This is a genomic window from Flavobacterium sp. GW821-FHT11G01, from assembly GCF_058808175.1.
The window spans coordinates 1-15,286 of record NZ_JBXARK010000011.1; the positions used below are offsets into that span (position 1 = coordinate 1).

Annotated in this window: 11 protein-coding genes; 2 read left to right on the forward strand and 9 right to left on the reverse strand. The window is 34.3% G+C overall.

Going from position 1 to position 15,286, the window contains the following annotated elements; all coding sequences use genetic code 11:
- On the reverse strand, positions 1-2,216 hold a 2,216-nt coding region (locus AC1RRN_RS17920; RefSeq protein WP_492968615.1), incomplete at its 3' end, for a discoidin domain-containing protein.
- 391 nt (positions 2,217-2,607) lie between these two features.
- Here AC1RRN_RS17920 and AC1RRN_RS17925 point away from each other — a divergent pair.
- A complete protein-coding gene (locus AC1RRN_RS17925) occupies positions 2,608-3,078 on the forward strand; it encodes a regulatory protein RecX (RefSeq protein ID WP_492968616.1) in 471 nt (156 codons plus the stop codon).
- 459 nt (positions 3,079-3,537) lie between these two features.
- Entirely contained in the window at positions 3,538-8,115 is a 4,578-nt protein-coding gene (locus AC1RRN_RS17930) for a DUF8693 domain-containing protein (protein WP_492968617.1), read from the forward strand.
- Positions 8,116-8,194: 79 nt separating this feature from the next.
- Here the strand turns inward: AC1RRN_RS17930 and AC1RRN_RS17935 are convergent, their stop codons facing one another.
- From AC1RRN_RS17935 to AC1RRN_RS17970, 8 genes are all read right to left on the reverse strand, one after another.
- On the reverse strand, positions 8,195-9,364 hold the full coding sequence (locus tag AC1RRN_RS17935) for a beta-ketoacyl synthase N-terminal-like domain-containing protein (RefSeq protein WP_492968618.1): 1,170 nt from the start codon (positions 9,362-9,364) through the stop codon (positions 8,195-8,197).
- A gap of 197 nt (positions 9,365-9,561) precedes the next feature.
- Positions 9,562-10,833: an adenosylmethionine--8-amino-7-oxononanoate transaminase gene (bioA, locus tag AC1RRN_RS17940; protein WP_492968619.1), complete on the reverse strand. Its 1,272-nt coding sequence runs from the start codon at positions 10,831-10,833 to the stop codon at positions 9,562-9,564.
- Positions 10,834-10,932: 99 nt separating this feature from the next.
- Complete coding sequence (gene bioD / locus AC1RRN_RS17945; RefSeq protein ID WP_492968620.1) at positions 10,933-11,550, reverse strand: dethiobiotin synthase; 618 nt, start codon at positions 11,548-11,550, stop codon at positions 10,933-10,935.
- 139 nt (positions 11,551-11,689) lie between these two features.
- Positions 11,690-12,304 carry a hypothetical protein gene (locus tag AC1RRN_RS17950; RefSeq protein ID WP_492968621.1) on the reverse strand — a complete coding sequence of 205 codons (615 nt, stop codon included), beginning with the start codon at positions 12,302-12,304 and terminating at the stop codon, positions 11,690-11,692.
- On the reverse strand, positions 12,294-12,797 hold the full coding sequence (locus AC1RRN_RS17955) for an RNA polymerase sigma factor (RefSeq protein ID WP_492968622.1): 504 nt from the start codon (positions 12,795-12,797) through the stop codon (positions 12,294-12,296). Before AC1RRN_RS17955 ends, AC1RRN_RS17950 begins: the two co-directional genes overlap by 11 nt.
- Positions 12,798-12,804: 7 nt before the next feature.
- Positions 12,805-13,668 (reverse strand): TraB/GumN family protein, encoded by an 864-nt coding sequence (locus AC1RRN_RS17960; protein WP_492968623.1) that lies wholly within the window; start codon positions 13,666-13,668, stop codon positions 12,805-12,807.
- Positions 13,669-13,720: 52 nt separating this feature from the next.
- On the reverse strand, positions 13,721-13,912 hold the full coding sequence (locus AC1RRN_RS17965; RefSeq protein ID WP_492968624.1) for a hypothetical protein: 192 nt from the start codon (positions 13,910-13,912) through the stop codon (positions 13,721-13,723).
- A gap of 206 nt (positions 13,913-14,118) precedes the next feature.
- Complete coding sequence (locus tag AC1RRN_RS17970; protein ID WP_492968625.1) at positions 14,119-15,255, reverse strand: aminotransferase class I/II-fold pyridoxal phosphate-dependent enzyme; 1,137 nt, start codon at positions 15,253-15,255, stop codon at positions 14,119-14,121.
- Between the last annotated feature and the right edge of the window lie 31 nt (positions 15,256-15,286).

Here is a 15,286-nt window from a genome sequence, read left to right on the forward strand (position 1 = left end):
TTGGCTGTATAGGTTGTAGTCCCTGTTATACAAACTGTATTGGCACCGGTAACAGAAGCAATACTTGCATTTGGATTAGTTGTACCGATATTAGCTTGAGGACTTGTTGAACAACCTGCACCATCTGAATAGTTCAATGTATAAGTTCCAGAGTCTAAACCAGTTCTATTCAAGGTAGTTGCGCTATCAGCCCAAGAAACATCCAATACATTCACTGTAACATTTCTAACTGTATTAGATTGATATAAATCTACAGTTTTAGAATAAACCAAAGTATTGGATGTATCAAAAAGTTCAAGCAACATATTTTGCCCTCTTTCTGCACAACAATCTGTACGATTATAAATTTTTAAATAATCAATATTTTTACCTGAATGTAAATCAACTAAAATATATTCATTAATATTTGTTGTCGTACTATGCCAAAAATTATTGTTGCCATCATTAGTACCATCGATAGCACTTGATGCTGGATATGAAGACGACCAAGTTGAAGTAGCTGAAGCTGTTGCCCCATTTGAAGATAGTGCGACATTTGTACCTGTAAAAACTTCAAAAGCTTCAATTTCTCCAACTTGCTGATAAGCATCTGCATTAACATACTTTTGTGTTAATTTAATATATCTAACATTGGTTAATCCTCCTGAAAGAACTGGTGTAATAGTTCCATTATTAGATGCAGCACAAGTTTCATCTGTTTTATTTAATGTAATTGTTGGTGTTGAATTTACTTTTACTGTTGCAGAACTAGAATTTACTGTCCCACAACTTCCGCTTTGAACTACTGCTCTAAAATAAGTTGTAGTAGTTAAACTGCCTATATTAGCTCCTGTTAATGTGGTTGATGCTATTAGAATATCAACAATTCCAGTAGTAAAAGTTGCATCAGTAGTTTTTTGCCATTTTGTAACTGCACCTACATTCCCACTCAATGAAATATTTCCTGGTTGTGTTCCTGAACATATAGTTTGTGTAGGAGTTGGTGTACCGCCAACACTTGTTGGGTTTGTCGTGATTGAAAACGCATTACTATTAAAAGTACAAGCCGTTGCGTTTGAAGCTGCAGCCGTAATATTACGCCTATACCAGGTAATATTAGGAGTAGTATTCCCAGTAATAGTAACTGGTGTGTAATCTTCTAAAGTCATCCCGGTTCCTGTAGTTACATTCGACCATGTTCCAGGAGCGCCTGAAACATCAGGAGCTGATTGCCATTGGTAATTAATTGATGGATTTACTGATGATCCGTTATATAAATAAGATGATCCATCAAAAGTACCAGGAGAAGTTCCATTACAAATATTTGTATTTGTTGGAACTGTTACGGAATTAGAAGATGACACAAAAGGAGTCATACTAAAACTTACTTCGTTTACTGTCCCATTTTCATAATAATCAAGAACTAAATCACTACTTCCTGATAAATTTACTAAAACATTTCCATATGTTTCAGTTGCGTGATCACCATAAGCATCAAAAACTTTAACACCATCTACATAAAGTCTTACGCCATCATCACCACTAACAGTAACCAGATAACATCCAGCTTTTGTTGAGCGCATTCTGTATCTAACGCCAAAACTTTCAGTATAAATATTAGCTCTATTCACTCCATTGGACAATGTTTGGTAATTAACTGTATTACCACCAAAGTTAAAGATTGAAAACGTCTCTGGCATAGTTACATATCCAACGTAACCATATAAACCAGTAGGATTTATTAAGGCTGCATTATAAGCATTAGTTGTAGGCGGCGCAGTAGCTATATTATACACATGGCCAATCCAAGAATTTGTTCCATAAGATAACTGATTGTCTTCGGTATTATTAACCCCCGTTAATGTTAACGTTAAACTGCCTCCCGTTGACCCATCAGTAAGACAATTTCCTTTAGTCAATAAAATTTTTATTTGACCAGAAAAACCTGCCGTGTAGGTGAGAGTTAAACCGTTATTATTTTTATTACCTGTTATATAAACATCTCCAGATGCATTATAAATACTTAAATTTTCATCACTACCACTAAATACATTTCCTACGGTAAAACTATAAGTAAAACCCTTAACAACATTCAATACTACATGTCTCCCAGCATTTAAACTTGCTGTTGTTATTGTATTGCTATTGTCGACGGTAAAAGTATAAGTTCCTGCGGAAGTTGAAGTTGTTGGATATGTAGGACATTGTCCATAATTATTCGAATGTACAAAAAACATTCCCAAACAAAGTAACCGCAAACTGATCGTAAAACATCTTTCTTTAGAAGAATTAGAAAAATTTAAAAATAAAGAACGAACGAAATAAAGTAGTTTTCGAAGCATAGGCGTGGTATTAAATTTGTTTTTGGCGTTAAAAGAAAACTAAATGGTATAGCATTTTTTGGGGCAATACTTTAATTTTGGCTTTTAAACTAATAAAAAATCAAGCTAAAATCCTGTTTTTCAAACAGAACTAAACTTGTGATTTTATCGCACAAAAATATTATAATTCCGCACACACACAACATTTTAGCAATTTTATTTTTGAGAAATGATAAAAAATTATCATAAAATTTAACAACAAAATGACTATTTTTAGCAATAATAGTTAAAAAGAAAGAAAAAAGCTATGAATACAATTCCTACAATAAAAGAAGCCTTACTGAAATTAGAACACTTTTGTGCGTACCAGGAACGCTGTCATGCCGAAGTGATTTCGAAATTATACAGTCTCAAAATGTCCTCGGAAGAAGTTGATTTTATTGTGGTTCAGCTAATTGAAAATAATTTTTTAAATGAGACCCGATTTGCCTGTAGCTTTGCAAGAGGTAAACACCGAATTAAGCAATGGGGAAAAATTAGGATTACAAATGAACTTAAAGCCAGACAAATTTCATCGACTAATATTTCACTGGCGCTGAAAGAGATTTCTTCAGAAGAGTACGAATCTACTTTCGAAAATCTTGCTGAAAGATGCTGGAACAGTATTCAGGAAAAAAATATCCTAAAAAAAAGAAAAAAGTTCTGCGACTATCTCCTGCGTCGTGGTTATGAAAGTAATTTTGTTTATGATAAAGCAAAAGAGATGGAAAAAAAGTAATTTCCGTTTTTCTTACAAAGTTCCCTTCATAAATTTCTACTAACAACATCGTTTTATCAGAAAATACCTTCCTATACAAATGTTGCTTTCTTGCGAATTATTCATCTTATCTCGCTTTTTTTAGCTTAAAATTGTAAAAATCAATTCATTTTATCTAATAATTTGCGATTTTTCTTATGTTTAAATTTAAAGATTTATAAGAAAATCCACAGAATCACACTTTTTAATATGTATTTCAACGATTAATCCAATCACTTCATCGATTAATTGGCTATTATAAAACCGTGATTATTGCAAACTCGTAGATGTATATATCTTTGCTTAGTTAAATCTTATGCTAGCATAACATCCTGATTGAAACCGTTTAACATGACTAGACAGCTTCTTTTTTGGGTGTGTTTTTAAATATTTTAAAGCATAGGATCGTTAAACAAAATAAAAAAACATTTTTTAAATTAAATGCCACGATTTAATATGATTCGAAAATTACTTTTAAGTTTTTTATTTTTTATCATTTCACACTTTTTTAAAATACGTTCTCAAAAATTTAATTTTAAAATTGCTTTTGTTTCGATTTTGCTAGGATTTAGCATTAATATTGCGAATGCTCAATGTGCCACTCCAACTGGCATTGGAGGAGATAACGAAAGTTGTAATGGTTATATTGCAAGATGGAATGGATCTGCTGGTACAGCTTTTTATATAGATGTTGCAACAACAATCACATTTGATTCAGGTACTATTGTTTCAACATATAACAATAAAAATGTTGGAAACGTGAACAATATAACTTTAACGGGATTAAATCCAAGTACTAAATATTATTTTAGAGTTAGGGCTTCGAGTTCAACCTGCACAAGCATTAGTTCAACAGTAGCTAATTTCACAACTTTGCCCATAGAAACCCCTAGAAGCATTAGAGGAGACAATGTTAGCTGTGGTGGTTACATTGCAAGATGGGACGGATCAGCTACAAATTTTTATATTGATGTTGCAACTACAAATACATTTGATCCAGGCACTATTGTCCCTGCCTATAACAATAAAGATGTTGGTACAGCAAACAATATAACGTTATCAGGATTATCTCCCAATACAAACTATTATTTTAGACTTAGACGTTTAGAAGCTTGTGGTTTAAGCGGAAATTCACCTGTTGGCACATTCAAAACATTAGCTATCGTTCCGCCTGTCGCTTCAGCAGCAACAAATTTTGATTGTAATGCTGGACAAATGAATTGGAATGCAGTTACAAACGCTGCAGGATACTACTTTGACATTGCAAAAGATGTTAATTTTACAAACATTTTGCCTAATTACAACAATTTTTATATTTCATATAATGGTTATTATGTAAGCAACATACCTGGTGGTACATTGTATTTTAGAGTTAGAACGGTCGATAATTGTGGCAATCTTACAGCTTATTCAAATGTAATAAGTTTTGCAACTAAGGGACCTGTAGCAGGAGATGTATCTCCAGCTCAAAGTATATGTGCTGGAACAAAACCCACAACAGATCTAACTTTGACAGGAAATTCAAGTCCCGTTGAGTATTGGCAATCTGCTAGCGATATTAATTTTACAACAAATGTTCAATATATCGGTGTAAATACCTCTACGTTATCTAGCACTACAATTGGTAATTTGAATCAAAGCACCTATTTTAGAGCAGTAATTTTACAAACAGGGACAAATTATTGCAGGGGTTATTCAACACCAGTTTTAATAACGGTCAGTAATTCGATTTCTGCTGCATCATCAACTCCAACAGTTTGTATCAATTCACCTTTAACAGCAATTACACACGCAACCACAGGATTTACAACAATATCATCGTCTACTAATTTGCCTCCAGGAGTCAATGCAAACTTTAGCAATAATACCCTGACTCTTAGCGGAACACCTACTGCTACAGGAACTTATAATTATAGCATCCAATTAAATGGAAGCTGTGGAAATGCAAATGCAACTGGTACAATTAGAGTAAACCCAATTTTAAATGCAAGCGTAAGTATAACTTCTTCAGCTACTGGGGCAATTTGTCCTGGAACTTCGGTAACTTTTACTGCAACTCCTACTAATGGAGGCACACCTTCATATCAATGGAAATTAAATAACAATAATGTAGGGACTAATTCTGCAACCTTTACCTCTACAACTCTTGCAAACAATGATGTTGTTTTAGTTATTATGACATCTAATGCTTCTCCTTGCTTAGCAGGTAGTCCGGCTACATCAAATAGCATAACAACAGTTGTGAACCCAAACAAAAATGCGAGCGTAACAATCACCCATGATCAATCAAGTCTAACAATTTGTCAGGGTACTCACGTTAGATTTACTGCACAACCTACAAATGGAGGTACTAACCCAACATACAAATGGTACAATGGATCAACAGTACTTACAGAAACCTCCAACTCCTATTTACTTTATAATGTTACAAACACAGATGCGATTAGAGTTGAAATGACTTCTAATGCAACTCCATGTTTATCAACAACAGCAGCAGTATCTTCTAACACAATATCCTTTACTGTAATTACAACAGATCGTGGAAGAACACAGGGCGGTGGACAAATTTGTAAAGGAACTGTAACTCCAAAATTTAAATTGGTTAATTTTGATAATCCTGGCCAAGGTTCCCCATATTCCTATTCTTCAAAAGTTTTAAGATGGGAATATAGCACTGATGGTAATGTGACATGGACTCCTATCCCTGGAACTCAAGGATTAATAGAGTATCAGCCAGCATCGACTGATCCTTTGTATATTTTAACAGTTAATACTACTTTTAGAGCCGTAACACAAACTCCTGGGTGTACAGCAACAGAATTCTATGCCATTGAAACTGGCGTACAACTTAAACCAGTACCAACAGTTACATTTACTTCACAAGCCGGAACAGATTCATGTATCGAAACTGACGTAATATATGCAACGCAGCCTAATCAAACAAATTATGTCTGGACAATAACTGGAGCTTTAAATACTGATTATAAAATTAATGGCGGAAATTTATCAACCAACACAATAACTATAAAATGGTTAACTGTCGGAAGTAAAACAGTAACAGTAAATTATAGTAATGGTAATCCTAATAATTGCTCAGCAATTACACCAACATCTTCCACTACTACTGTTTATCCAGTGCCAACAGCGCCAACATTAGGAACAATAGTAGTACCAACATGTACTACGCCAACGGGAAGTATAACCTTAAATAATTTACCAGGCACTGGAACATTACGTTCCTTAGCAGGAAATTCTACAACTGCAACTTATGCCATTAACGGGACAACAATGACAATTTCTGGTTTAAGTCCTGGCAAATACAAATTTGCTATTGATAATCCATGCGGAACATCTTTATATTCAGCTGAAGCAAACCTGTCTGGTAATACTTGGAATGGTACTATATGGTCAGGTGGAAACGCAGGCCCAACATCAAATGATTTACTCGTATTTACAGCAGATTATACTGCAACTAACGATATAAGTGGATGTTCATGTACTGTAACCAACAATGCAAAAGTTACTATAAAAGCTGGCAAAACAATGACCATTAACAATTTTATTACTATTGATTCTGGCTCATTATTAACCTTTGAGAACAGTGCTAGTTTAATACAAACGAGCACAGACCCAAATATCAATACAGGAACTATTAATTATATACGTACTACTCTTCCGATCCGTCAGGCGGATTATGTTTATTGGTCTTCGCCTGTTAAGGGACAAACCCTCGCAGCCCTTTCTTCTCTTACTGCTAGTGATAAATATTTAGCTTTTAACGGCACAGGCTGGGTTGTAACTCCTAAGAGCACAGTTATGACTGTTGGTAAGGGATACATCATTCGTGGTCCGGAAGGAACGTCAAACACTGTAAGAGTACCGTATACAGGTACTTTTACAGGGATACCTAACAACGGAACCATTACTAGTGAAACCTATAATTCAGGAAAATACTATTTGCTTGGAAATCCTTATCCGTCTGCTATTGATGCCGATAAATTTCTTACTGATCTTAATAATAAAGGGTTACTGCAGGGAACATTGTATTTCTGGACACACAATACACCGGTAACACTTGGAGGTTATTATAGATATAATGCCGATGATTATGCAAGTTACAATTTGAGTGGAGGTACCAAAACAATGAAAGCAGCAAAAACTGCAAATGATGCACCCGGAAATATTGATAGCGCGCCACAGGGATATATAGCAGCGGGGCAGTCGTTTATGGCAGGATTTAGTTATCCCGGAGAGATCCAATTTACCAATTCAATGCGTATTGGAGCTGATAAAAACGCTCAGTTTTTCAAACCTGGTAAAACTTCCAAAACAACAGGTATAGAAAAAAATCGTTTATGGTTAAACATGACCAACGAGGAAGGTGCTTTTAAACAAATGCTTGTTGGATATATCGAAGGAGCTACCAACGATTATGACAGAGGATACGATGGAACTTCATTTGACGGAAACAAATACATTGACTTTTATAGTATAGAAGGTACGAGAAAATTTGTAATTCAGGGACGTGCATTGCCTTTTGTTGATACCGATATAGTTCCCTTAGGATATAAGACTAGTATTGCAGGAGATTTTACGATCTCTATTGATCAGGTTGATGGATTTTTTAATACTCAGCCAATCTATCTGGAAGACAAAACAACTGGTAAGATTCAGAATCTACAAGCAGCAAATTATACCTTTACAACTGCAATCGGAACTTTTACAGATCGTTTCGTATTGCGCTATACCAACAAAACACTAGGAACTGGTGATTTTGAAAACATCGAAAACGGACTTTTGGTTGCTGTAAAAGATAAAACCATAAAAGTAACTTCAGCAAAAGAAAGCATCAAAGAAGTTACGATTTTTGATATCACCGGAAAAATGATTTATACTAAAACGAAGGTAAATTCAAACGAGCTTCAGATATCAAATTTACAATCTGGAAATCAGGTTCTATTAGTAAAAGTGACTTTGGAAAATGATTTTGTCGTAACGAAGAAAGTTGTATTTCAATAATAACAAACCAGAAATATAAAAAAATCCATTCGCTGCGGCGAATGGATTTTTTATTTATAATTCATTTTCGAAAACTATATTATCTCTTTTCAATCAAAATACTAACAGCATTTCCTCCAAAACCAACCGCATTAATTAAAACCTTTTTAATTGATTTAGTTTGAGTTTGCTTTTCGCCAAATGGCACTCCAATAAACATATCATTTTGCATCATTAAAAGAGCTAATTCTAAGCTTAAAATTCCAGATGCTCCAAACGTATGCCCAATTTTCCATTTGTTTGTGGTCAGTAAAGGCACCTTTGAGCCGAATACTTTTTCAATAGCACGCAATTCGGTTAAATCTCCTTTTATGGTTCCGGGAGCATGCATTACTATAACATCAATATCTTCTAAGTTTTCATCTTTTAATGCCATCTTCATCGATTTCTGAAAACAGTCTGCTTCCGCAGAAATCGAAATATTATGTTCTAAGATTTCTGTTGCATAACCTACACCTGTAACATAAGCGATTGCGTTTTCACTATCACCAGCTTCTAAACAACAAACGGCAGCACCTTCACCAAGAATCATAGTGTTCTGCTTTTTCTCAAAGTCAAAAGCCAGATTTGGCCAACTCTCTTCTTCCTGATTAATACGGGAATAAATTTTTAATGCTCTCATCTGAGCAATGGTAAAATCTGTTAATGGTGCTTCGCTTCCACCAACTAAAAACTTATCCGCCATTCCAGATTTCAACCAGGCTACTCCATTTAACAAAGCATGAAGCGCTGTTGAACATGTTATTGAATGCGAAATTTCAGGACCAACACTTTGCAAATCGTGAGCAATCCACGACGAAATATTTCCTAAAGTGGTTGTTGGAGAAGCCAAAGTTTGTGCTTTTCCAGTATCAATGTATTCCTTATAGTGTTTTTCAAATAAATCGGTAGCACCACGAGAAGACCCGATATTGATTCCGAAGATATCATCTGATTTCCAACCTGCTTCTTCAACTGCTTTTCGCGAAGCTGCCAAAGCAAATAAAACAGAATCATCTAAAAATTTATATTTCGGATCTGATTCCCGAATTTCAGCAACAATTTGCTTTGATTCAGCACTTAGAGCCGCAATTGAAGTTTCCTGCTGATCTAAAAATTGTTTCGAAAAACAATGTTTATTATCGAGATATTTTTTCCAAACTTTATCTGTATTATTTCCTAAAGGGGAAATAGAAGAAAAAGCTGTTATGGAGATTTTTTGTGTGTTCAAAATAGTTTTTTTATGCTGGTTGTTTTTTTAACCGCAAAGATCGCAAAGGGTTACGCAAAGGTCGCAAAACTTTGTAAATGTTTGAATCAATTAATTGCAAAGTTCACGAAGTTTTGTGAAAAATGAGTCATGGATTAAACGGATTTCAAATTATTAATCTGTGTAAATCGGTTTAATCCGTACAATCTGTGGGCAAATTATACCATTTCTATAGCTTCTTCAATCGTTTTGTAGACTTTTTGAAGCTGTTCGTCTGTCATTATGTATGGAGGAAGAACGTAAACGATGTTTCCAACTGGTCTCAAAATAACTCCTTTATCAATAAAGAAATTATACAATTTAGTACGCATCGATCCGTAGTAACTTTCTTCTGCATCTGATTTAATTTCAACAGCAAAAATAACGCCCAGCGTTCTGGCTGTAATTACTTTTGAATGATTTTCAATTTTCTTTTGAAAGGCTAAATGACTTTTGTTAATTCTCTCAATATTTGTCTGCATTTCATCAGTCTGCAACAAATCGATACTGGCTAAAGCTGCTGCGCAACCTGTTGGATTAGCCGTAAAGGTATGTCCGTGAAATAAAGCTTTATTGATATCATCATCATAAAAAGCATCAAAAACATCTTGTGTAAAAGTGGTAATTGCCATCGGAATTGTTCCTCCCGTTAAGGCTTTCGACAAACAAATCATATCAGGGTCTTCCGAAACATAATCCATTGCGAAGGTTTTTCCGGTTTTACCAAAGCCCGTCATTACTTCATCGGCAATTGTCAAAACCTTATTTGCTGCACAAATCTGAATCAGTTTTGCCAATGCTTCGGGTTCGTACATCACCATTCCGGCAGCACCCTGAACTAAAGGCTCAAAAATAAATCCGGCGCAATTGTGATTTTGAATAACGTTTTTCAGTGCATCAAAACTTTCCTGTTCCTGCCCTTTCACCGGAACCGGAATCCGAACTACATCGATAAACATTCCCTGAAAAGCCTGCGTATAAAAGGAAATTCCACTTGCCGCCATTGCCGCAAAAGTATCTCCGTGAAAGGCATTTTCGAAAGCAATTATAGTCGTTCGCTTTTCATTTTTATTGAAAAAATATTGTAAAGCTACTTTAATCGCCACTTCAACTGCAGTTGAGCCATTATCTGAAAAAAAGATTTTCTGCTGATTCTTTGGCAGGATTTCCATCAGTTTTTCGGCCACATTTATTGCTGGTTCGTGTGTAAAACCACCAAACAATACGTGCTCTAAAGTTGTCAGTTGTTTGTAAATCGCATCGGCAATAAATTTATTACTGTGCCCAAACGGGTTTACCCACCACGAAGCAATCGCATCAATATATTCTTTATTGTTTTCATCCCAAAGCAATGCGCCTTCTCCTCTGGAAATTGCAATTGGCGTTTGTGAGGTTTTGTGCTGGGTATAAGGATGCCAAAGGTATTGGCTGTCTTTTTCTGTTAATGTCATTTTTTTAGAAGATAGAAAATAGAGTATAGAAAAAAGACTAAACTCCATAGTTTTTACAAAGATAGGAAAGTCTATTTTCTTTATTCTATATTCTTTACTCTATAAATTCAATAGATTTTCCCGAAACAAATCAGCATATTCACGAATTACATTTTGATCAAAATACGGTTCTTCATTAATTCTGCCAATACATTTTATTCCGGTTTTATTCAGAATCAAACTTTCTGTCGATTTATTTTCGCTTCCGCTGAAGATAATTCCCGCCACTTTAAAACCTCGATTCTGAATCGCTTCAATAGTTAACAGCGTGTGATTGATGCTTCCTAAATAATGTCTTGACACCACAATTACTTTATAGTCTGGTTGGATCAAATCGACGATTGTATCTTTTTCGTTCAACGGAACAAATATTCCACCCGCACCTTCAATAACCAAATGATTCTCTGTTTTTGGTTCCTGAATTTCTTTTAAATCAATTGTAATTCCATCAATTTCTGCCGCTAAATGTGGACTGGCAGGCGTATTTAATTGATAAGCGTTCGGGTAAAATTGAGATTTAGAATTTGAAACCTGAGATTTTACTTTATGACTATCAGAATTGTCCAGATCTCCTGCCTGAATAGGTTTCCAATAATCGGCTTCTAAAGCTTCAACCACAATTGCTGAAGTCACCGTTTTCCCAACATCGGTGGAAATTCCTGTTATAAATATTTTCATAAGCTTTTGTTTCACAGAGATTCGCCAAGAAACCAACAAAGCGACATAAAGAATAAATAATTTTGTGAATCTCTGTGTAATATTGTCTGCAAAAATACCAATAAAAACAACAAACCCATCAATTACGATGGGTTCTGTTTTATTCTTCTTTTAATTCGTCGATTACTTTCTTGATTTCTTTAGCATATCTTCCATAAGAATAGTGAACCGTCCATTCCATTGCCAGCCCCATAAATAATATAGAAGTTGCAATACCTGCAAAAGCACTTATGAGCTGCCTATTAGTAAAGTTAGCAACATCAAAACCTGGATGTTGCGAAATTTTATTGTACCAAACACCAATTATAAACAGCACCATAAATGGAGTTAAAGCAAATCCGAAAGTTTTATACAACTCCATATTAAGCCGTATGTCAAAGTACGTTTCATACAAACTGTCTTTTGTTTTCAAAGCAATCTTATTCAATCTCTTATAAAAGAAATAAAGTTTGAGCAAATAATAAACCGACACAGCAAAAGCTATACTGTAAAACAAGTAAAAAGACAAAATCCATTTCTCAGGAAAATGAAAGATATAAGGGGTTAACCCAATAAATAATACAGCAACCGTCTGTCCTATAAGTTCATTTCTCAAATTCTTTCTAATCTTGTCCAAAGGCGTGTTAGCCGATTTTATTTTTTCTAAATTATCCGGAAGAACTACATTATCGGTCTTTTCGCTGTTCCATGCGTTTTGTATATCGTTAAAATCCATATCCTTGATTTTTAATTATTTCTTTTAATTTTTCTTTTGCTCTGTTTAATTTTACTCTGGCATTTCCTTCAGAAATACCGAGATTTTCTCCAATTTCTTTATGAGAAAAACCCTCAAGTTGATAGAAAATAATGGCTTTGTCAATTTTTTCGAGTTTTTGAACCGCTTTATAAAAATGATCGAGTTGACTTTCTTTAATGTGTGAATCGCCTTCATCATCTTTAATATTTTCTGATGCAATTTCGTATTTGTCAACCTTTCGCTTTTCTTTTCTGAGGAAAACGATCGCTGTATTAACGGCCACCCGATACATCCAGGTCGAAAACTGGCTTTCATTGCGAAAAGTACCATAAGACTTCCAAAGCTGACAAACAATCTCCTGAAAAAGATCTTGCTGATCATCAGAATTGTCCATGTACATCTTGGAAACTTTGTACAATATTCCTTTATGGTTTTCTATCCGACTTAAAAACTCTTGTTCTTTTTCTTTCAAAACAGCTCTATTTCATTACTGGTTTTACACTATATCCCGCTTTTCTCAACAAATTAACTACTCCTTCTTCACCTCCTAAATGTGCCGCACCAACTGCAAAAAAAACACTTTCTTTTTTCATTAATTCTGGCATTTCTTTTACCCAATTACTATTTCTGTTATCAAGTATAATCTTCTTCGTTTTATCACTTGTAAACTTCGGATCTGTACTAACTGCAAATAGCGCATCTATATTTTCTGCTTTGTAAGAAGAAACTAATTTAGTCGTTTCCTCAGAAGTTGATTCTGATAACATAGTAATCATTTCATCATTTGAATAGGCATTTTCAAACATTGCAAATTGAGATTTAACTGTTTCTAATCCTCCAATTTCTATATTTCGCTTTTTGGCCTGCTCTATAAATTCCATTTCGTAAAGTTTAATATCTGTACAGCCAAAACTTTTCATCGAAATTAAACTCATAACAGTCATTAAACTAAAACTGTCTACTTGTTGAACATTCATTCCGGTTGTTTTTTTCAGAACTGCATCTAATCTAGCCAATTGCTCCGGATTTAACTTTTTATTTAAAGGCTCTTTTCCCATTGCCATTTTTTGCATGTCTGTCATTTCACTCGGGTCAGCAAAATTGATTTCTAAAACTAATTTATTGGAAGCTTCTAATGCCTTTTTTGTTTTTTCTGAAAGAAAATAATCTCCTCCACAAATCATATGAACGGTTCCATATAAATAAGAAGGTTTCTCTAATCCGTTTCCGGAAACTTCCCATAAAAGTGAATTTTCAAGTTTTGGAGATTTATTTTGCGCCTGAGTTGACAAACTAAAAACAATTGCAATTGCTGTAATTACTGATTTGAATACATTTTTCATTTTGTTGATTGATTAAAGTTGTTGATTGATTTGATGATTAAAACTCCTGTTATTATTTTGTGTACTTTTTTCTTTGTATCGGCGTGAAAGTTGCCGCCAGTAAACAAAGTATAATAATAAAAAGTTGTGGATAAGGCTTAGCATACATTTGATGGTCTATTACCAAATAGGTTAGCTGCAATGCCGTTAAAAAAAGTGCCACATTACAAATGATGTTTTTTACTAAAGTGATTATTGTTTTCATAATTATTTTGGTTTATTTGATTACGACTCGTAAGTAATCAAACAATCAAAACGTTACAAAAAAAATTAAATTTTTTAAAACTTTTTAAAAAAAGTGAGGAAAGACGGGATGTTTCGCAGAGACTCACAAATAAAAAAAACACAGATTCGCAAAAAACTTTGCGCCTCTCTGTGTTAATTTTGTGTATCTCTGTGTAATAATTTAAACTAAAAAACGAAATCTCTCAGAAGTTCTAAAACCTGATTAATTTCCTCTTCTGAATTGTAACTATGGATACAAAAACGCAAACGTTCCTGACCTTCCGGAACCGTTGGAGAAAGAATTGGTTTGACATCAAAACCTTTATCTTGCAGTTGTTGCGCTAATTGTTTTACTTTTTGATTACCAGGAACAATCGCCGACTGAATTGCCGATTTACTTCTAACAAACATTGGCTTTAAGCCTAATAAATTTTTCTGCTGATTGAAGAATACAATGTTTTGGCGCAGTCTTTCAATGTTTTCCTTTTCAATTTCTAAATGTTGATAAGCGACTAAAATTGTCGCGACAGAATGTGGAGACAATCCTGTTGTATAAATAAAACTTCGGGCGAAGTTTACTAAATATTCTTTAAGTTCCTGACTTCCTAAGACAACAGCACCGTGGCATCCCAGACCTTTTCCAAAAGTCATGATTCTGGCAAAAATTCTATGATGCAAATTCAGGTATTGTATCAGGCCTTCACCTTTTTCGCCAAAAACGCCCAGAGTGTGCGCTTCATCCACAACTAAATAACAATTGTACTTCTCTGAAAGTATTACTAATTCTTCCAGATTTGGACTATCGCCATCCATAGAAAAAACAGTTTCGGTAACTATATAAATATTTGTATCAGGAAATTTTAAGATCAGATGCTCTAAATCTTCAAAATCGTTATGATTAAATTTATATGATTTCGCATTTGACATTATTATTCCGTCACGAATTGAAGCATGACTTAATTCATCATACAAAATAACGTCATTTCGTTGCGGTACAGCGCTAAAAAAACCAACATTGACATCATAACCCGAATTAAAAATCAAAGCTGATTCAGCGTCTTGAAATTCAGCAATGAAAGTCTCTGTAATTTGATACAAAGAATGATTTCCAGAAATCAATCGGGAACCCGTTGCTCCATTCTGAACAATCTCATTTTCGATCAAATAATGATGTGCCAATTTGAAAATAGCTTCAGATCTTGAAAATCCAATATAGTCGTTTGAAGAAAAATCGACAAGATTATTAAAACTTGGCAATTGTCTTAACGCGTTATTTTGCTTTCGGGTTTCAAGCTTTTGAATAAGATTTTCAGGTAATTTCATAAAAGCAAAGTTATGAAATAGAACTTAAATT